The following is a 19313-nucleotide window of genomic DNA, read 5'->3' as shown; positions in this document are numbered from 1 at the left end:
GTTCGTCGTGATGCCGGCCTCAGGCGTCCATCCTGGTGAAGCCGTCCCGCCGATACAACTCGACGCAGGCCTGCCTGCGGATCTTGCCGCTGGTGGTGATGGGGATCGAGCCCCGGCCCACCAGCACCAGGTCCGCGGCGGTGATGCCGTGCGCCTGCGAGATGGCCGCGGTGATCTCGTCCTTCATCGTGGCGAGGCGCTCCTGCGTCTCCTCGGGGGTGGCGCGCGGCTTCACCTCGACGATGGCGACGAGCTGCTCGGTGCTCTCGTCGAGCACCGAGATGGCGGCGACGCGACCGTTGGACACCGCGCTGATGGTCGCTTCGATGTCGTCGGGGTAGTGGTTGCGGCCACGCACGATCAGCAGGTCCTTGATGCGGCCCATGATGAACAGCTCGCCCTCGTCGACGAAGCCGAGATCGCCGGTGCGCAGCCAGTTCTCGCGAGGCAGGCCGTCACCGGCACCCTCGATGACTCCGCCGAAGGTGTGCTCGGTCTCCTCGGGCTTGTTCCAGTAGCCGGCGCAGACGTTCTCCCCGTGCACCCAGATCTCGCCGATGGTGCTGGCGGGGGACTCCAGGCGGGTCTCGGGGTCGACGATGCGGACCAGCGGTGAGGACGGTTTCCCGTAGCTGATCAGTGACGTCCCCGAGGTGCTGCGCTTGGCCATGCCCGCGGTGAGCTTCTCGGTGTCGAAGGTGACCACGGTCGGCGGTTCGCCCGGTTCGTGCGTGGCGACGAACAGCGTGGCCTCCGCGAGGCCGAACGAGGGGCGGATGACCTCGCCGGGGAAGCCGAACTTCGCGAAGCGCTGGGTGAAGCGGCGCACCGACACCGGCTGGACGCGCTCGGCGCCGCAGATGATCGCGATGATGTCGCCGAGGTCCATGCCCGCCATGTCCTCGTCGCTGGTGCGCGCGGCCGTGAGATCCAGGGCGAAGTTGGGTGCCGCGGTGAGCGCCTTGCTGCGGGTGGCGAGCTGTTGCACCCACCGGGCCGGGCGCTGCAGGAACGCGATGGGGCTCATCACCACGGAGTGCCAGCCGCCCAGGATGGGCGCGAAGATGCCGAGGATGAGGCCCATGTCGTGATAGAAGGGCAGCCACGTCACGACGGTGGTGCCCTGCGGGGCCACCTTCCCGTAGTGGCTGAGCAGCGAGGCGACCTGCTGCTCGAAGTTCACGAAGATGTTGCGCTGGGAGACCATCACGCCTGCGGGCGTGCGCGTCGATCCCGACGTGTACTGCAGGTAGGCGGCCGCGGGTGGCGTCTCGCGGCGCGACGTCGACCGGTGCCGCACGCTGAGGTCGACGCGATCGACCTCGATCACCGTCGGCGTCGGCGCGTCGTCCTGTTCGACGGCGTAGGGCGCGACGGCGCCGGCGGTGTCGGCGGTGGTGAGGATGACGGTGGGGGTGGCGTCGCGCATGACGGCGGCCACGCGCTCGTCGTGATGGCCGACGACGGGTGTCGACAGCGGGACGGCCACGACGTTCGCCTCGAAGCACGCCAGGAACCCGAGCACGTACGACATGTTCTGCGGAGCGAGGATGACGACGCGGTCACCGATCTCGGCGTGCTTGCGGATCTCGGCGGCCAGCGTGACGACCTGCTGCTGCAGCTGCGACCAGGTCAGGTTCTCCTCGACGCCGTCCCATGACGCGTCGTAGTCCAGGTAGGTGAACGCGACGTCGTTCGGCTGCAGGCTGGCTCGCTCGCGAAGAATCGCGGGAAGCGACGAGTCGAGCATCACAAGGCCTCTTTCAACGTATTGCGGGCAAACTCATTGTCGAGCTTAGGGAATCAAAACACGCGATGCGCAGCATAGCGAAAACGACGACGACACAGCCGCATCGGCCGACCCGCCGCGGCGTGCGTCGAGCGCCGTTGCACGCCCCGTCGGGCAAATGGGACTCAATTCACCACGGGCACATACCATCTGGATGGAATCGGGGCTTCCGGCTCGGCGCGTGCGGGGTGATCTGCGGTGACGCGCCGTCGTGTCACGGGAACGGCCGGCCGCGGCGGGCAGTGCCGCGGTAGCCGGAACGACGTCCGGCTCATCCGGGCGACGGTCGAGCCGACGGCGGGATGCGCGCCGTGCCGGGGTTGCCGAGCGCGGCGTCGCGGTCAGCGGCTGGCGCTCGTGGTGAACCACTTCGTCTTGATCCGCCACGAGTGTGCCGAGGTCAGCGCGAACCCGGCACCGCACAGGCAGGCGAAGATCCACACGATCGTGCCGTTCTCGATCGGTTGCAGCGAGGGGAAGAACGCGGTGGTGATGCGCACCAGGCAGGCGATGATCCCGCAGGCCGACGCGAACAGATAGGTGTTGGCCACCATGCGCGAACGCGGGTCACGGCGCAAGATGACCAGGGCGCGGCCGCCGTAACACAGCAGGTAGATCAACATGCCGCAGAGCAGCAGCCAGTAGGTGGCCAACCAGAAGTCGGTGGGCACCTTGAAGAAGTCGGGGGCGTAGACGGCGGCCCCGTTGCCCAGGGAGAACGTCACGAGGAGCAGCGGGATGCACAGGGTGGCGGGACGCTCGACGTACTGCTTGAACGACAGTTGGGCGGCCTGGTCGTCCTGGAGGCGGCCCATGGCGTTGTAGACGACCGCCGACGCGGCGACGATGTAGAGGTCGTGGCCGATGTAGTCCTCGAGGTTCCACTTGCCGGTGAGTGCGTGCAGCCAGTGCCCGACGGTCTCGGATGCCAGCGGAGACATCAGCAGGACGGCGCCGCCCTGAAGGGCGATGTTCAGCGTGGCGGCCACTTCCCAGCGGCAGTTCCACGTGACACGCCGGATCCACAGACTCCACGCGATGCACGCCACGGTGATCGCGATGAGGACAGCAAGGGCCATCGAATGTCGCCTTCGAGCGGAAATAGGTCCAGCAAATGATACTGCTAAAGCGGCGGCGCGTCAGGCCTTGGCGCCAGTCGGGAGAGCTTTTGTCGCCGACCGGTCTGACGCTCGGTAACTGGCTCGGTCGCCGTCAGCAGTTCGGAATGGCTGAACCGGAGGTAGCTCTGCACCTCTTCGACGCTCATCAGGCCGAACCGGACCTGCAGGTCGGGGTAGTTCAGGTCGAAGCGGTCCGACACCAGGCGCAATTCCTCGGCGTTGGGGTAGTCGGCGTCCTTGATGCGGCGGTAATACGTGCTGCTAGAGGTGCCCAGCGCGTCGTAGATGGCCTTGGCGTCGACGTCGCCGTCGAGCAAGTAATCGAGCAGGGCTTTCAGCTGTCTGCCGTTCTCATCGGTTCGTGGCACCGACTCACCATAGCTGGCCATCCCGTTCTTGGGCAGTGGTTACCGGTGATCGGACGCATTGCTCGTTATTGACACGGTCGTCACAGTTTTGAGAGAGGTATCCCATTTCTGGGAATGGCCATGTAGGTTGTCCACCATGAAGTGCGCAAACTTGCAGCTGACCGATTACGACGCCGACGGCCGGCCGGCGCTGAGCGACATGGCTCAGCACACCGCGCCTCTTTCCGAGCTTCTGACGATGGAACTCGACGGCGCGGCCGCTGCACTCGGCGTCAAGGCCGAGGAACTGCTGCTCGCCGCGCTGGGTCGGGCCATCGACCGCACGATCGGCGACGGGGAGATCGCGGTCGACGTCGACGCCGATCTGACGGGCAACGGTGCCACCGTGCAAGCCCTGACGTTGACCTGCGCCGGACCCGCCGCACTGTCGGCCACCGAGGTCCTGGCCGGCGTGCACCGCGCCGCGCTCGCGCCCAACCTGCACCACCACGTCGCCGACCTGCTCTTCACGGTGGGCGCGTCGGCCCCCGCCGGACTGGGGCACGCCCTGGAACTGCACGTGCACCGCACCGACGACGTGATCGCCCTCGACTGGTGGTTCGACACGCGCAGCTTCGAGACCTACACGGTCGAGGAGCTGGCCGAACAGTTCCCGCTGGCGCTCGTCGGGATCACCTCCGAAGCCTCGTCGCCGGTGGGCGCCGGACGTGCGGACGCCGCCGAACTCGCCCTGGCCTGACGCCGAGTTGGGCCGCGGCTGCGCCGCGACCTAGAATCCGTGCAGCGGCGTTGATCCGGCCATCACCGGGGAGTCTTCGGAAGAACGGCGTTGCGCACGGCGCCCAGTAGACCCGAACGGCTGGGTCCGTCATCACCCACATACGAGTGGCGCACTCCGGTGCGCAAGCGGGGTGGTACCGCGGCAGCCGCGCACCAGCGTGACGTCGTCCCCGTGCCTGATGGTTCGTGGCACAGGAGACGAGCAGCGAGTGAACGCCTACCCCAAGCCCGCCGGCGGTACGCCCGACTTCCCGGCGCTGGAGACCGACGTGCTGGCCTACTGGGCGGCCGACGACACCTTCCGGGCCAGCATCGAACGCCGCGCCGGCGCCCCCGAGTACGTCTTCTACGACGGCCCGCCGTTCGCCAACGGCCTGCCTCATTACGGCCACCTGCTCACCGGGTACGTCAAGGACATCGTGCCCCGCTACCGCACGATGCGCGGCTACCGCGTGGACCGCCGCTTCGGCTGGGACACCCACGGTCTGCCCGCCGAACTCGAGGTGCAGCGCCAGCTCGGCATCACCGGCAAGGCGCAGATCGAGGACATGGGCATCGAGAAGTTCAACGACGCCTGCCGGGCGTCGGTGCTCAAGTACACCGACGAGTGGCGCAGCTACGTCACCCGGCAGGCCCGGTGGGTCGACTTCGACAACGACTACAAGACCCTCGACATCACGTTCATGGAGTCGGTGATCTGGGCCTTCAAGCAGCTGTGGGACAAGGGTCTGGCCTACGAGGGCTACCGCGTGCTGCCGTACTGCTGGAACGACGAGACGCCGCTGTCGAGCCACGAGCTGCGCATGGACGACGACGTCTACCAGAGCAGGCAGGATCCCGCGCTGACGGTCGGGTTCCGGGTGACGCGGCCGACGGCACCGGAACTCGAGGGCGCCTACCTCCTGGTGTGGACCACGACGCCGTGGACGCTGCCGTCGAACCAGGCGGTCGCGGTGGAACCCGAGGTCACCTACGTGCACGTGCGGGGCGCCGACGGCAGGCGCTACCTGCTGGCGCAGCCGCGCGTGGCGGCCTACGCCCGCGAACTCGGCGACCAGCCGGAGGTGCTCGGCGCGTACTCCGGGGCGCAGCTGGTGGGTACCGGCTACCTGCCGCCGTTCGCGTACTTCTCGGATTCGGCCAACGCGTTTCGCGTGCTGCCGGGCGCCTTCGTCACCACCGACGACGGCACCGGCATCGTGCACATGGCGCCGGCCTACGGCGAGGACGACAAGGCGACCGCGGATGCCGCCGACATCGTCGCGGTCACCCCGGTCGATGCGCGCGGGCGTTTCGACGCCACCGTGCCCGACTACCAGGGCATGCACGTCTTCGAGGCCAACCCGCACATCATCCGCGACCTGAAGAACGGCACCGGACCGGCTGCCGTCAACGCCCCGGTGCTGCTGCGGCACGAGACCTACGACCACTCCTACCCGCACTGCTGGCGGTGTCGGAACCCGCTGATCTACCGGGCGGTCTCGTCCTGGTTCGTCAGCGTGACGGCGTTCCGGGACCGGATGGTCGAGCTGAACCAGCAGATCACCTGGTATCCGGAGCACGTCAAGGACGGGCAGTTCGGCAAGTGGCTGTCGAACGCGCGCGACTGGTCGGTGTCGCGCAACCGGTACTGGGGTTCGCCCATCCCGGTGTGGAAGTCCGACGATCCCGCCTACCCGCGCATCGACGTCTACGGCAGCCTCGACGAACTCGAGCGCGACTTCGGCGTGCGGCCCGACAACCTGCACCGGCCCTACATCGACGAGCTCACCCGGCCGAATCCCGACGATCCGACCGGCAGGTCGACGATGCGGCGCATCGAGGACGTGTTCGACGTGTGGTTCGACTCGGGGTCGATGCCGTATGGACAGGTGCACTATCCGTTCGAGAACGCCGATTGGTTCGAGTCGCACTTCCCGGCCGACTTCATCGTGGAGTACATCGGTCAGACCCGCGGCTGGTTCTACATGATGCACGTGCTCTCGACGGCGTTGTTCGATCGCCCGGCGTTCAAGACGTGCGTCTCGCACGGCATCGTGCTGGGCAACGACGGCCAGAAGATGAGCAAGTCGCTGCGCAACTATCCCGACGTCACCGAGGTGTTCGACCGCGACGGCTCCGACGCCATGCGGTGGTTCCTGATGGCATCGCCGATCCTGCGGGGCGGCAACCTGGTGGTCACCGAGCAGGGCATCCGCGAGGGCGTTCGCCAGGTGCAGTTGCCGTTCTGGAACGCCTATGCGTTCCTGACGCTGTACGCGCCGCGCCGCGGCACCTGGCGGACCGATTCTCGGCACGTGCTGGACCGCTACGTGCTGGCCAAGCTCGCGCTGCTGCGCGACGACCTGACGGTGGCCCTGGACACGTGCGACATCTCCGGTGCGTGCGACCAGCTCCGCCAGTTCGCCGACGCGCTGACCAACTGGTACGTGCGGCGGTCGCGGTCGCGGTTCTGGACCGAGGACGACGATGCCATCGACACGCTGCACACGGTGCTCGAGGTCCTTGGCAGGCTGACCGCGCCGCTGCTGCCGTTGACCACCGAGGTCATCTGGCGGGGGCTGACGGGGGAGCGGTCGGTGCACCTCACCGACTGGCCCGAGGCGGGGTCCATCCCGGCGGACCCCGAGCTGGTGGCGGCCATGGATCAGGTGCGCGAGGTCTGCTCGGTGGGGTCGTCGCTGCGCAAGGCGAAGAAGCTGCGGGTCCGGTTGCCGCTGCCGGCGCTCACCGTCGCCGTCGAGGATCCCGAGGCGCTGCGCCCGTTCGTCGACCTCATCGCCGACGAACTCAACGTCAAGGCGGTGCGGCTGACCGACGACATCGCGGCCTTCGGCCGCTTCGAGTTGGCGGTCAACGCCAAGGTCGCCGGACCGCGACTGGGCAGGGACGTCCAGGCCGCCATCAAGGCGGTCAAGGCCGGTGAGGCCGTGGTGCACGAGGACGGCACGCTGACGGCGGGCCCGGCGACGCTGCTGCCGGAGGAGTTCACCTCCAAACTGGTTGCCGCAGAGCCGGAGTGGACGGGTGCGCTGCCGGACGGTGCGGGTCTGGTGGTGCTCGACGGCACGGTCACCCCCGAACTCGAGGCGGAGGGCTGGGCCAAGGACCGCATCCGCGAGTTGCAGGAGCTGCGCAAGAGCAGCGGCCTGGACGTGTCGGACCGCATCCGCGTGGTGCTGGCGGTGCCCGCCGAGCGCCGCGCATGGGCGCAGACGCACTCCGAGCTGATCGCCGGTGAGATCCTGGCCACCGAGTTCCGGCTCGGCGACGTCGCCGACGGTGCCGACGTGGGCGACGGCGTCCGGGCGTCGATCGCCAAGGCGTGATGCGCCGACGCGACGCGGCCTGCGCTCGGTCGACGTGGGGTCGCCGGACGCCTGGCTGCGGTAGGGTGCGGCGTCGGTTGCCGCCGCGACGACGCTCGCAACCACACCGCCACGAGACCCCGAACACGACACGAGAGATGCTCGAAGATGCCTAGCCGGCCCCAGGTCGTAGCCGCGATTCCCAACTACAACATGGGCGAGCACCTGTCTCGGCTGCTGCCGCAGATGCTCACCCAGGGATACGACCACGTGTTCGTGCTGGACGACGCGTCCACCGACGACAGCGTCGACGTGGTCGCGGGGTTCGCCGGCGACGTCACGATGGTGCGCAGCGCCCAGAATCGGGGTGCAGGGGCTAATCGCAACCAGATCATCGACCACGTCGACGACGCCACGCTGATCCACTTCGTCGACGCGGACATGGACGTGGTCTCGCGCGAAACCGCTTCGCTGGCAGCCGATCTCATGCAGTTCTACCAGCCGCGGGGTATCGGGGCGTTGGGCGGACTGGTGCGGCGCGCCGACGGCAGCCAGGATCCGTTCAACTACGGGCCGGTGTTCTCGTTGCGCGGCAACCTGACGTCGATCCCGTGGATGCTCGACGGCGTGCGCGACGTGGCGGCGGTGCGCGCCGTCGCCACCAAGGTCCCGCTCCCCGGTACTAGGCACTGGCCCAACATCTTCGCCGAGCCGACGCCCACCCCGACGTACTGGCTGCACGAGGGCAACCTGGTGATCGGGGCCGGCGCGTTCAAGGCCATCGGGGGATACGACGCGCGCATCCGGTCACACGAGGCGCAGGACCTGGCGATCCGGCTCGATCGGATCGGGGTGGGTAGGCAGTTCGACCCGCGGATCGAACTGATCCATCACTACATCGACGTGCGGGGCAAGAGTCGTCGTCGCTACGAGCGTGAGGCCGCCTACTACCTGATCCGCAAGCACGGCCTGGTCCGGTTCCTCACCGCCTGAGACGGCTCCCTCACTCGACGGTGCCGGACAGCTTCAGGTCGTCGAGCGCCGAGTTCACCGAGTCGCGCAGCGCGGCAACGGTATTCGTACCGCCGGGGACCCATCCCTGCACCGTCACCGAGAGTCGGCCGTGGACCCGTGTGGCCACCAGGAACAGGGAGCCGCCCATGCGGTCCAGCGCCTTGGTGGTGATCTTGGGTTCGAGCATGCGGATGGCCAGGTAGTCGGCGTCGGTGCCGTCGGGCCGGTTGATCTCGGGTTCCAGCTCACCGATGTTGGAGCAGCCGATCGGATTGCCGACCTGCTGCACCATGCCCTCGAGCCGTCGTACCAACAGGCTGGGGGTCAACGGGACCAGGGCCAGGGGGCCGAGCAGTTCGTTGGGTGTCTCGGCCAGTGTGGTGAGTGCTCGCTTGACGTCGCGGCGCACGTCGCCGAGGTCGGTGAGCACCCGTGCGGGATCGACGATCACCGATGCCTCGGTGAGGGCATTGGCGCGGTAGTCGCCGTCGGCGCGTTCGCTCACCGGCAGGGACAGCCGCACGCTGCCGTCGGAGGCGACGCGGCCGAGTCGGTGGCCCAGCCGCGCGCCGACGGCGGCGAACAGCGAGTTGCTGGTGCCCCCGAGTTCCTTGGCGCGGGCATCCCAGTGATCGACGTCGAAGAAGGCCGTGACGTTGGGCAGGGTCACCTCGGTGACCGGGCCGCGGGAGCGCGGTGCCGAACCCGACTTCACCGAGGTCGCCAGCCCCTCGCGTTCGGTGCGCGCCACCTTGGCGGCGGCGACCACGGCCCTGCCCATCTCGGGCAGGTCGCGCACGAAGCGCGCGACGTCCTCGCGGACGGCCGCCCGATGGGTGCGGTAGCCGGGACGCGGATAGCCCAGGTCCCGGTGCACCCCGGTGACGGCGTCGCGGATGGCGATGTTGATGGCCTTCGCGTCGCCGATGGAATGGGACACCACCAGCGTCACCGCCGTGCCGCCGTCGGCGAGCGGAAGCACCCCGAGGTGCCAGGACGGCCCGTGCTGGGGGTCGATGGGTACGCGGACGCGCTCGTCGGCCCAGCGCCACACCTCGCTGCGAGGCCGGTCCTGCGCGGCGACGGCGATGTCGGCGGGGCCGGGTGAGGCGACCCACCGATCGCGTCCGAACGGCACCGCGGCGCGCTCGATGCGCCTGCCCAGGACGCCGTGGCCCAGGTTGGCGTGGAACTCGCGCAGCGTCTCGAAGTCGACCTGGCGGTCGTAGATCCACGTGACCTGGATGAGCGGGCCGCGGCCGAGGGCCCGCAGGGCGAGGAAGGACCCCTGGTCGATGTAGGCGAGCGTGTTGTCCACGGCAGTCATGCTAGGTGGGGGCGACGCGCGCCGAAACGCCCCCGAACGCCACCACGTCGCCGGGCCGCAGTTGCCTGCCGCGTCGGGTCTCGACCTCGCCGTTGACGGTGACCTGGCCGTCGGCGACGACGGCCTTGGCGTCGGCGCCGCTGTCGATCAGCGAGGCCAGCTTGAGGAACTGGCCCAGTCGGATCGACTCGTCGGCGATCGGCACGTCGGCAGCCATGGACGTCAGGCTAGCCCCCTACGATCGCGGGAATGGATGGGCGGTGGGTCCTGCACTTCGACATGGATGCGTTCTTCGCATCCGTCGAGCAGCTCACCCGTCCGACGCTGCGGGGTCGGCCGGTCCTGGTCGGCGGGTTGGGCGGCCGCGGGGTGGTCGCCGGGGCGAGTTACGAGTCCCGGGTGTTCGGCGCCCGCTCGGCGATGCCGATGCACCAGGCGCGCCGGCTCGTCGGTGCCGGGGCGGTGGTGCTGCCGCCGCGCGGCGTGGTGTACGGCGTGGCCAGCGGCCGCGTGTTGGACACCGTGCGCCGCTCGGTGCCGGTGTTGGAGCAGCTGTCGTTCGACGAGGCGTTCGGCGAGCCCCCCGAGTTGGCCGGTGCGTCGGTGGCCGACGTCGAGCGGTTCTGTGCCGCGCTGCGGGCGAGCATCCGCGCCGAGACGGGGCTGGTGGCCTCGGTGGGCGCGGGATCCGGCAAGCAGATCGCCAAGATCGCCTCCGGTCTGGCCAAGCCCGACGGCATCCGCGTGGTGCGCGCCGCCGAGGAGACGACCTTGCTCGCCGGGTTGCCCGTGCGGCGGCTGTGGGGCATCGGCCCGGTGGCCGAGGAACGGTTGCACCGCCTGGGCATCGACACCATCGGCGCGTTGGCCGCGCTCAGCGAATCCGAGGCGGCCGACGTGCTGGGTGGCACCATCGGGCCTGCGCTGCACCGGCTCTCGCGCGGCATCGACGACCGGCCGGTGGCCGAGCGGGCGAGTTCCAAGCAGATCAGCGCGGAGTCGACGTTCGCCGCGGACCTCGTCACGCTCGACCAGCTGCGGGAGGCCATCGCGCCGATCGGGGAGCATGCGCACACCCGCTTGCTGCGCGACGGCAGGGGCGCGCGGACGGTCACGGTGAAGCTCAAGAAGTCCGACATGAGCACCCTGACGCGGTCGGCGACGTTGCCGTACGCCACCACCGACGTCGCGACGTTGATCGCGACCGCACGCCGGCTGCTGCTCGATCCCGTCGACATCGGTCCGATCCGCCTGCTCGGCGTCGGGTTCTCCGGTCTGACCGACGTGCGCCAGGAGTCGCTGTTCCCGGATCTGGAGCAGGCCATCGAGACCGCCGACGGCGTGTCGCCGCCGGCGCCGGCTGCCGCGGCGACGGCCGCCGACGCACCCTGGCGCATCGGCGACGACGTGACGCACGCCGATCACGGGCACGGCTGGGTCCAGGGCGCCGGGCACGGGGTGATGACGGTGCGATTCGAGACGCGGGCGTCGGGACCCGGTCCGGCTCGCACGCTGCGCACCGACGCCCAGGAGGTGACCCGCGCCAACCCGGTCGACAGCCTCGACTGGCCCGACTACGTGCACGCCATGACGAGCTAGCGTCAGCCCCAGCGCGCGAAGGTGGCGGCCACGTCGGCGCCCGCGCCGAGGGCGGCTGCGAGCAGCACCCTGGCCTGGGCCGGCCGCAGGGTGGGCACGGGCACCGCGCCCGCGTCGCACAGGGCCCGGCCGGGGCCGTAGCGCGGCGCCACGGCACCTCCGGGCACCCGCGTCGACAGGACGACGGCGACGCCCCCGGCGCACGCCCTGGACACCGCCTCGACGACGGCAGGCCCGGCGTTGCCCGCGCCGAGGGCCTCCAGGACCAGCCCGCGCGCGCCCGCGGTGACGAACGCATCGACGGCCACGCCGTCGCTGCCGGCGTAGGCGGCCACGACGTCCACGCGCACGGGTCGGCCGACCGGTCCCACGGTGGGGCGCTGCCGTTCGCGGTCGAGGATGACGGCCGCGCCGGAGACCCTCCCGAGGACGCGGCCGGTGAAGCCGGAGCCGGTCTTGGTCAGGCCCAGCGGCTGCCACACCGTCCCGCCGAGACACACCGCGACGCCGAGCCCGGCGGCCGCGGGATCGCCCGCCAGCGTCAGCGCGTCCCGCAGGTTGGCTGGGCCGTCGGCGTCGGGATCGTCGGCGCTGCGCATCGCCCCGGTGAGTACCACCGGGGTCGCGCCGTCGTGCACCAGGTCGAGCCACAGCGCGGTTTCCTCGAGCGTGTCGGTGCCGTGGGTGACCACCACGCCGTCGGCGCCCGAGGCGGCCGCGTCGGCGACGGCGTCCGCGATGAGCTGCCACTGCGCCGGGCCGAGTTCGGAGCTGTCGACGGCGAGCAGGTCGACGACGGTGACGTCGCGACCGGGGTCGGCGCCGCCGGGGTCGAGCCGGGCCACGAGGTCGGCGCCGCGCTGCGTGGGTCGGGCCACCCCGGTGGCATCCGAGCTGGTGGCGATGGTGCCGCCGGTGGTGATGACGACGATGCGGCTCATGCGCCGATCATTGCGCATGGCGGCTTTGGGATGATGGTGCGGTGTCTGATGAATCCACGGGACCCGCGGGGTCCGGAGCTGCGGGGTCGACGGAGCCCGTGACGGCCGCGGAGGCCGCCCCGGTCCGGCCGCGCCGCCGGCTGCGGCTCCTGCTGGCCGTCGCCGCGGTGGTCCTGGTGCTCGACGTCGTGACGAAGGTGTTGGCCGTGCGACTGCTGGTGCCCGGCCAGCCGGTCTCGATCATCGGCGACACCGTCACGTGGACGTTGGTGCGCAACTCGGGAGCGGCGTTCTCCATGGCGACCGGCTACACCTGGGTGTTGACGCTGGTGGCCACCGGCGTCGTGATCGGCATCATCTGGATGGGCCGTCGACTGGTGTCGCCGTGGTGGGCGCTGGGGCTGGGCATGATCCTGGGCGGGGCGCTCGGCAACCTGGTCGATCGGTTCTTCCGGTCGCCGGGCCCGCTGCGCGGCCACGTCGTCGACTTCCTGTCCATCGGGTGGTGGCCGGTGTTCAACGTGGCGGATCCCGCCGTGGTGGGCGGGGCGATCCTGTTGGTGGCGCTGTCGCTGTTCGGGTTCGACTTCGACGCCGCAGGGCGTCGCGTGGATGAGGACGCCGCAGGGCGTCGCGGGGATGGGGACGCCGCAGGGCGTCGCGGGGATGGGGACGCCGCAGGGCGTCGCGGGGATGGGGACGCCGCAGGGCGTCGCGGGGATGGGGACGCCGCACCGGCCGACGCCACGTCGGGAGACGCCGACTCGGCCACCGCCGAGCCCGCCGCCGAGCCCGCGCAGCGCAAGCCCGCCGAGACCGAGTCCGACGGGACCTGATGTCGTCACGGTCGATGCCGGTTCCCGAGGGGCTGGCGGGCATGCGGGTGGACGCGGGCCTCTCGCGGCTCCTCGGGCTGTCGCGGACGGTGGTCGCCACGCTCGCCGAGGACGGCGGCGTCCAGGTCGACGGCGTCGCGGTGGGCAAGTCCGATCGGTTGACGGCCGGCGCTTGGCTTGAGGTCACGTTGCCGGAACCTGCCGAGCCGCTGGACAATCCGCCCGTCGACATCGAGGGCATGACGATCCTGTACTCCGACGCCGACATCGTCGCGGTGGACAAGCCGGCCGGGGTAGCCGCGCACGCGTCGGTGGGCTGGACGGGTCCGACGGTGCTCGGCGGTCTCGCGGCGGCGGGCTATCGGATCACCACGTCGGGCGTGCACGAGCGTCAGGGCATCGTGCACCGCCTGGACGTGGGCACGTCCGGGGTGATGGTGGTCGCGATCTCGGAACGCGCGTACACCGTGCTCAAGCGTGCGTTCAAGCAGCGCACCGTCGACAAGCGCTACCACGCGCTGGTGCAGGGCCATCCCGATCCGTCGAGCGGCACCATCGACGCGCCGATCGGGCGGCACCGTGGGCACGACTGGAAGTTCGCGGTGACCGAGGGCGGCAGGAACTCGGTCACGCACTACGACACGGTCGAGGCGTTCGTCGCGGCGAGCCTCCTCGACGTGCATCTCGAGACGGGTCGCACGCATCAGATCCGCGTGCACTTCTCGGCGTTGCACCACCCGTGCTGTGGGGATCTCACCTACGGCGCGGATCCCACGCTGGCCAAGCGGTTGGGCCTGGAGCGGCAGTGGCTGCACGCCCGGTCGTTGGCGTTCGCGCATCCCGCCGACGGCAGGCGCATCGAGATCACCAGCCCGTATCCCGCCGATCTCAGCCACGCGCTCGACGTGCTCCGTCACCACGACGCGTGACGGCGCCCACGGCCCGGCGGCGCGCCGGGGTGCTGTTCGGCGTCGGCGCGTTCACCTGGTGGGGGTTGTGCCCCGGGTACTTTCCGCTGCTGCTGCCTGCGACGTCGCTGGAGGTGTTGGCGCACCGAATCGTGTGGGCGGCGCTGTGCCTGGTGCTCGTCCTCATCGTGACGCGACGGCTCGGTGACCTGCGGCGGCTCTCGGGCCGTACGTGTTGGCAGTTGGCGGCGGCCTCGGCGCTGGTGTCGGCCAACTGGGGCATCTACATCTACGCGGCCACGCACGGGCACGTGGTCGACGGCGCGCTGGGGTACTTCATCAACCCGCTCGTCACCGTGGCGCTGGGGGTGCTGGTGCTGCGCGAGCGGGTCAACCGCTGGCAGTCGGCGGCGTTGGCGCTGGCGGTCGTGGCCGTGGTGGTGCTGACCGTCGGGGTGGGCGGCCCGCCGTACGTGGCCCTGGGGCTGGCGGTCACGTTCGCGTTCTACGGTCTGGTCAAGAAGCTCGTCGACGCCGATCCGCGGGTCAGCGTGGCGGTGGAGGCGCTGCTGGCGCTGCCCATCGCGGTGGGTTACCTGGCGGTGCTGCATGCCCAGGGTCTCGGCCACTTCGGGCATGCGGGCGTGGGGCATGCGTGGCTGTTGGTGGCGGCCGGACCGATCACTGCGGTGCCGCTGCTGTTGTTCGCCGCGGCGGCGCAGCGGCTGCCGCTGGTCACGGTGGGGCTGCTGTTCTACCTCAACCCGGCGCTGCAGATGGCGTGGGGCGTGCTGGTGGCGCACGAACCCATGCCGACGGCCAGGTGGGTGGGTTTCGGGCTAATTTGGGCCGCCCTGGCCGTGATGACCTTCGGTGCGTTGCGCAGCAAGGCGCAAGCAAACCCGTAGTCTGCCGCACTGGGGGCCACTCTTACGGTCGCGGCAGTTGAGGCTGCACGTGCGACCCTGAACCAGCTTGGTTGACCGGCGAGTAGCTATGCAATACCGTTTGCTGCGCACGGGTCGTTCCCGCGCCTCGCAGGGTGAGGTCTTCACGATGTCGCAAACGGATGAACGGCCGAGGCCGACCGCCAGGAAGCGTGGTCGCCCGGTGGGGTCCGACTCGGTCGAGACCCGCAACCGGATCCTGCGCGCCGCCCGTCGGGTCATCAACGAGCGCGGCTATCCCGCGGCCACGTTCCAGGCGATCGCGGTCGAGGCGGATCTCAGCAGGCCGACGCTGCACTACTACTTCTCGTCGCGCGAGGAGATCTACGAGGCGCTGGTCGTCGAGTCGCGCGAGGTGATGTCGGCGTGCATCGCGCGGGCGGGTCGTCCGGGGTCGCTGGCCGAGGCGCTGACCGCGCTCGTCGGGGCACTGGTCGAGGCCGACCGCGCCGACCATTCGCAGGTCGCCTTCCTCATCAGTTCGCGGCTGGAGGCCAGCCGCAACAGCGCGCTGGGGTACGAGCGCGGCGGGGCGTTGCCGACCTACGTCGCCGACCTGGTGTGCGACGCGGTCGCGCGCGGCGAGCTGCCCGCCGACACCGACGCGGCGCCCATCGTCGACCTGATGCACTCCATCCTGTGGGGCATGGGCCTGTGTGCGGGCTTCGCCAGGACGGGCGGCGTCGAGCTGTCGGCCGTCACCGCGGCGCTGGCCCGCGTGCTGTCGCACGGCCTGGTCGGCGCGGGTGGCGTCGACGCCGCACGAGACACGTCTCGCGACACGCCGAGCGGTGTCGGAGGTCGGTCCTAGACTGGCGTCCCTATGGGCGAATCTTTCGTGCACCTGCACAACCACACCGAATACTCGATGCTCGACGGTGCGGCGAAGGTCAAGCACATGTTCGCCGAGGCGAAGCGGCTGGAGATGCCTGCGCTCGGAATGACCGACCACGGCAACATGTTCGGCGCCAGCGAGTTCTACAACGCGTCGAAGGACACCGGCGTCAAGCCCATCATCGGCATCGAGGCGTACATCGCGCCGGCGTCGCGGTTCGACACCAAGCGCGTGCAATGGGGCGATCCCAGCCAGAAGGGCGACGACGTCTCCGGCAGCGGCGCCTACACCCACATGACGATGGTCGCGGAGAACGCGACCGGTCTGCGCAACCTGTTCAAACTGTCGTCGCTGGCGTCGTTCGAGGGCCAGCTGGGCAAGTGGGCCCGCATGGACGCCGAGATCATCGCCGAGCACTCCGAGGGGATCATCGCCACGACGGGGTGCCCGTCGGGCGAGGTGCAGACGCGGCTCCGGCTGGGCCAGGTCGAGGAGGCGGTGGCCGCGGCGGCCAAGTGGCAGGACATCTTCGGCAAGGAGAACTTCTTCCTCGAGCTGATGGACCACGGCATCGACATCGAGCGGCGCGTCCGCGAGGGGCTGCTCGACGTGGGGCGCAGGCTCGGCATCCCGCCGTTGGCCACCAACGACTGCCATTACGTCACCAAGGAGGCCGCGCAGAACCACGAGGCGCTGCTGTGCATCCAGACCGGCAAGACGCTCTCGGATCCCAGCCGGTTCAAGTTCGACGGCGACGGTTACTTCCTCAAGTCGGCCGCCGAGATGCGGGCGCTGTGGGACGGTCAGGTGCCGGGCGCCTGCGACGCGACGCTGTTGATCGCCGAACGCGTGCAGCCCTACACGGACGTGTGGACCCCCGCCGACCGGATGCCGGTGTTCCCCGTCCCGGAGGGTCACGACCAGGGGTCGTGGCTGACGCACGAGGTCATGGCAGGCCTGCGGGACCGGCGCTTCCCCGGTGCCGAGGTGCCGCAGGAGTACCTCGACCGCGCGCAGTACGAGATCAAGGTCATCTGCGACAAGGGTTTCCCGGCCTACTTCCTCATCGTGGCCGACCTGATCAACTACGCGCGCTCGGTGGGCATCCGGGTGGGTCCCGGCCGTGGGTCGGCCGCCGGCTCGCTGGTCGCCTACGCCATGGGCATCACCAACATCGACCCCATTCCGCACGGCCTGCTGTTCGAGCGGTTCCTCAACCCCGAGCGCCCGTCGGCGCCCGACATCGACATCGACTTCGACGACCGCAGGCGCGGGGAGATGCTGCGCTACGCCGCCAACAAGTGGGGTAGCGACCGCGTCGCGCAGGTCATCACGTTCGGCACCATCAAGACCAAGGCGGCGCTGAAGGATTCGGCCCGGGTGCACTACGGTCAGCCCGGGTTCGCGATTGCCGACCGCATCACCAAGGCGCTGCCGCCTCCGATCATGGCCAAGGACATCCCGGTGTCCGGCATCACCGATCCCACGCACGAGCGGTACAAGGAAGCCGCGGAGGTCCGCGCGCTCATCGACACCGATCCCGACGTGCGCACCATCTACGAGACCGCCCGCGGCCTGGAGGGTCTGGTGCGCAACGCGGGCGTGCACGCGTGCGCGGTCATCATGAGTTCGCAGCCGCTCATCGACGCCATCCCGCTGTGGAAGCGTCCCCAGGACGGCGCGGTCATCACCGGCTGGGACTATCCGTCGTGCGAGGCCATCGGCCTGCTGAAGATGGACTTCCTGGGGCTGCGGAACCTGACGATCATCGGCGACTGCATCGAGAACATTAAGGCCAACCGCGGCATCGACCTGGACCTCGAGACGCTCGCCCTCGACGATCCCAAGGCTTACGAGCTCCTCGGTCGCGGTGACACCTTGGGCGTGTTCCAGCTCGACGGCGGGCCGATGCGCGACCTGCTGCGGCGCATGCAGCCCACCGAGTTCAACGACATCGTCGCCGTGCTGGCGCTGTACCGCCCGGGCCCGATGGGCATGAACGCCCACAACGACTACGCCGACCGCAAGAACGGCCGCCAGGCCATCAAGCCGATCCACCCCGAACTCGAGGAACCGCTCAAGGAGATCCTGGCCGAGACGTACGGCCTGATCGTCTACCAAGAGCAGATCATGTTCATCGCCCAGAAGGTCGCATCGTACTCGATGGGCAAGGCCGACGCGCTGCGCAAGGCCATGGGCAAGAAGAAGCTCGAGGTGCTGGAGGCCGAGTACAAGGGCTTCAAGGAGGGCATGACGGCCAACGGGTTCTCCGAGGCCGCCGTCAAGGCGTTGTGGGACACCATTCTTCCGTTCGCCGGGTACGCGTTCAACAAGTCGCACGCCGCGGGTTACGGCCTGGTGTCGTACTGGACCGCGTACCTGAAGGCGAACTTCCCGGCCGAGTACATGGCGGGTCTGCTCACGTCCGTGGGCGACGACAAGGACAAGGCCGCGGTCTATCTGGCGGACTGCCGCAGGCTCGGCATCACGGTGTTGCCGCCGGACGTCAACGAGTCGGTGCAGAACTTCGCGTCGGTCGGCGACGACATCCGCTTCGGGCTCGGCGCCGTGCGCAACGTGGGTGCCAACGTCGTCAGCTCGCTGGTGAGCACGCGTGCGGAGAAGGGCAAGTACACCGACTTCTCCGACTATCTCAACAAGATCGACATCACCGCCTGCAACAAGAAGGTGACGGAGTCGTTGATCAAGGCCGGCGCCTTCGACTCGCTGGGCCACCCCCGCAAGGGCCTGTTCCTGGTGCACACCGACGCGGTCGACTCGGTGCTGGGCACCAAGAAGGCCGAGGCGATGGGGCAGTTCGACCTCTTCGGCGGTGCCGACGGGTCGGCCGACATGGGCGACGCCGCGTTCACCATCAAGGTGCCCGAGGACGAGTGGGAGGACAAGCACAAGCTCGCCCTGGAGCGGGAGATGCTCGGCCTGTACGTCTCGGGCCACCCGCTCAACGGCGTCGCGCACCTGCTGGCGACGCAGGTGGACACGCAGATCCCGGCGATCCTCGACGGCGACGTCGCGCCGGACACCCAGGTGCGCGTCGGCGGCATCCTGGCGTCGGTGAACCGGCGGGTCAACAAGAACGGGTTGCCCTGGGCGTCAGCGCAATTGGAGGACCTGACGGGCGGCATCGAGGTGATGTTCTTCCCGCAGACGTACGCCACGTTCGGGGCCGACGTGGCCGACGACGCGGTGGTGATCCTCGGGGCGAAGGTCAACGCGCGCGACGATCGGTTGTCGCTGATCGTCAACGACGTCGTCGTGCCGGACTTCTCGAACGCCCAGGCCGACCGGCCGCTGGCCGTGAGCCTGCCGACGCGGCAGTGCACCATGGAGAAGGTCAGTGCGCTCAAGCAGGTGCTGTCGAATCATCCGGGGACGTCGCAGGTGCACCTGCGGCTCATCAGTGGGGACCGGATCACGACGCTGGAACTCGATCAGCGGTTGCGGGTCACCCCGTCGTCGGCGTTGATGGGGGATCTCAAGGCGTTGCTCGGGCCGGGCTGCCTCGGCGGCTGACGGGTG

General features: G+C 69.7%; 14 protein-coding genes and 1 pseudogene. 9 read left to right on the top strand and 6 right to left on the bottom strand.

The window, feature by feature from the left end:
- Positions 1-19: 19 nt before the first annotated feature.
- From AC30CM_RS14405 to AC30CM_RS14395, 3 genes are all read right to left on the bottom strand, one after another.
- Positions 20-1750, bottom strand: a complete 1731-nt coding sequence (locus tag AC30CM_RS14405) for an AMP-binding protein (RefSeq protein ID WP_490117567.1) — start codon at positions 1748-1750, stop codon at positions 20-22.
- A 380-nt stretch (positions 1751-2130) separates the two neighbouring features.
- Positions 2131-2868: a hypothetical protein gene (locus AC30CM_RS14400; protein ID WP_490117566.1), complete on the bottom strand. Its 738-nt coding sequence runs from the start codon at positions 2866-2868 to the stop codon at positions 2131-2133.
- 44 nt (positions 2869-2912) lie between these two features.
- Positions 2913-3278 carry an XRE family transcriptional regulator gene (locus AC30CM_RS14395; RefSeq protein WP_490117565.1) on the bottom strand — a complete coding sequence of 122 codons (366 nt, stop codon included), beginning with the start codon at positions 3276-3278 and terminating at the stop codon, positions 2913-2915.
- 136 nt (positions 3279-3414) lie between these two features.
- Here AC30CM_RS14395 and AC30CM_RS14390 point away from each other — a divergent pair, with 136 nt between their 5' ends.
- The 3 genes from AC30CM_RS14390 (at position 3415) to AC30CM_RS14380 (ending at position 8359) form a co-directional block, all read left to right on the top strand.
- On the top strand, positions 3415-4017 hold the full coding sequence (locus tag AC30CM_RS14390) for a hypothetical protein (RefSeq protein WP_490117564.1): 603 nt from the start codon (positions 3415-3417) through the stop codon (positions 4015-4017).
- Positions 4018-4237: 220 nt separating this feature from the next.
- The gene (gene ileS, locus AC30CM_RS14385; RefSeq protein WP_490117563.1) at positions 4238-7387 is read left to right on the top strand and encodes an isoleucine--tRNA ligase; all 3150 of its coding nucleotides are present in this window, start codon (positions 4238-4240) and stop codon (positions 7385-7387) included.
- Positions 7388-7534: 147 nt separating this feature from the next.
- Positions 7535-8359 (top strand): glycosyltransferase family 2 protein, encoded by an 825-nt coding sequence (locus AC30CM_RS14380; protein WP_490117562.1) that lies wholly within the window; start codon positions 7535-7537, stop codon positions 8357-8359.
- Between the two features lie 10 nt (positions 8360-8369).
- Here AC30CM_RS14380 and AC30CM_RS14375 read toward each other — a convergent pair whose 3' ends face one another.
- Together AC30CM_RS14375 and AC30CM_RS14370 are read right to left on the bottom strand one after the other, a co-directional pair.
- Positions 8370-9707, bottom strand: a complete 1338-nt coding sequence (locus tag AC30CM_RS14375) for a hypothetical protein (protein ID WP_490117561.1) — start codon at positions 9705-9707, stop codon at positions 8370-8372.
- Position 9708: 1 nt separating this feature from the next.
- Complete coding sequence (locus AC30CM_RS14370) at positions 9709-9924, bottom strand: RNA-binding S4 domain-containing protein (protein ID WP_490117560.1); 216 nt, start codon at positions 9922-9924, stop codon at positions 9709-9711.
- A gap of 32 nt (positions 9925-9956) precedes the next feature.
- Between AC30CM_RS14370 and AC30CM_RS14365 the strand changes: the two genes are divergently transcribed.
- Positions 9957-11306, top strand: a complete 1350-nt coding sequence (locus AC30CM_RS14365) for a DNA polymerase IV (protein ID WP_490117559.1) — start codon at positions 9957-9959, stop codon at positions 11304-11306.
- A 2-nt stretch (positions 11307-11308) separates the two neighbouring features.
- On the opposite strand, the gene AC30CM_RS14360 is transcribed toward AC30CM_RS14365, so the two are convergent.
- Positions 11309-12247, bottom strand: a complete 939-nt coding sequence (locus tag AC30CM_RS14360; RefSeq protein WP_490117558.1) for an asparaginase — start codon at positions 12245-12247, stop codon at positions 11309-11311.
- Between the two features lie 41 nt (positions 12248-12288).
- Between AC30CM_RS14360 and lspA the strand changes: the two are divergent.
- The 5 genes and pseudogenes from lspA to dnaE all read left to right on the top strand — a co-directional run.
- A pseudogene (gene lspA, locus AC30CM_RS14355) lies at positions 12289-12891 on the top strand (signal peptidase II); the annotation flags it as partial.
- Between the two features lie 191 nt (positions 12892-13082).
- The gene (locus AC30CM_RS14350; RefSeq protein ID WP_490117557.1) at positions 13083-14012 is read left to right on the top strand and encodes an RluA family pseudouridine synthase; all 930 of its coding nucleotides are present in this window, start codon (positions 13083-13085) and stop codon (positions 14010-14012) included.
- Positions 14009-14899: an EamA family transporter RarD gene (gene rarD / locus AC30CM_RS14345; RefSeq protein WP_490117556.1), complete on the top strand. Its 891-nt coding sequence runs from the start codon at positions 14009-14011 to the stop codon at positions 14897-14899. The genes AC30CM_RS14350 and rarD overlap by 4 nt, the downstream gene beginning before the upstream one ends.
- 202 nt (positions 14900-15101) lie before the next feature.
- Positions 15102-15749, top strand: a complete 648-nt coding sequence (locus AC30CM_RS14340) for a TetR/AcrR family transcriptional regulator (protein WP_490117555.1) — start codon at positions 15102-15104, stop codon at positions 15747-15749.
- A gap of 12 nt (positions 15750-15761) precedes the next feature.
- Positions 15762-19307, top strand: a complete 3546-nt coding sequence (gene dnaE / locus AC30CM_RS14335) for a DNA polymerase III subunit alpha (protein ID WP_490117554.1) — start codon at positions 15762-15764, stop codon at positions 19305-19307.
- Positions 19308-19313: the final 6 nt, after the last annotated feature.

It is taken from the genome of Mycobacterium sp. DHQP2018-32-09, assembly GCF_058148405.1.
This window is presented reverse-complemented; position numbering and strand designations above follow the sequence as displayed.

Coding starts and splice junctions, on each gene's coding strand:
- dnaE (WP_490117554.1), top strand. CDS start 15,762: ATGGGCGAATCTTTCGTGCACCTGCACAACCACACCGAATACTCGATG.
- AC30CM_RS14370 (WP_490117560.1), bottom strand. CDS start 9,924: ATGGCTGCCGACGTGCCGATCGCCGACGAGTCGATCCGACTGGGCCAG.
- AC30CM_RS14390 (WP_490117564.1), top strand. CDS start 3,415: ATGAAGTGCGCAAACTTGCAGCTGACCGATTACGACGCCGACGGCCGG.
- AC30CM_RS14380 (WP_490117562.1), top strand. CDS start 7,535: ATGCCTAGCCGGCCCCAGGTCGTAGCCGCGATTCCCAACTACAACATG.
- ileS (WP_490117563.1), top strand. CDS start 4,238: ATGGTTCGTGGCACAGGAGACGAGCAGCGAGTGAACGCCTACCCCAAG.
- AC30CM_RS14365 (WP_490117559.1), top strand. CDS start 9,957: ATGGATGGGCGGTGGGTCCTGCACTTCGACATGGATGCGTTCTTCGCA.
- AC30CM_RS14400 (WP_490117566.1), bottom strand. CDS start 2,868: ATGGCCCTTGCTGTCCTCATCGCGATCACCGTGGCGTGCATCGCGTGG.
- AC30CM_RS14375 (WP_490117561.1), bottom strand. CDS start 9,707: ATGACTGCCGTGGACAACACGCTCGCCTACATCGACCAGGGGTCCTTC.
- AC30CM_RS14360 (WP_490117558.1), bottom strand. CDS start 12,247: ATGAGCCGCATCGTCGTCATCACCACCGGCGGCACCATCGCCACCAGC.
- AC30CM_RS14405 (WP_490117567.1), bottom strand. CDS start 1,750: ATGCTCGACTCGTCGCTTCCCGCGATTCTTCGCGAGCGAGCCAGCCTG.
- AC30CM_RS14350 (WP_490117557.1), top strand. CDS start 13,083: ATGTCGTCACGGTCGATGCCGGTTCCCGAGGGGCTGGCGGGCATGCGG.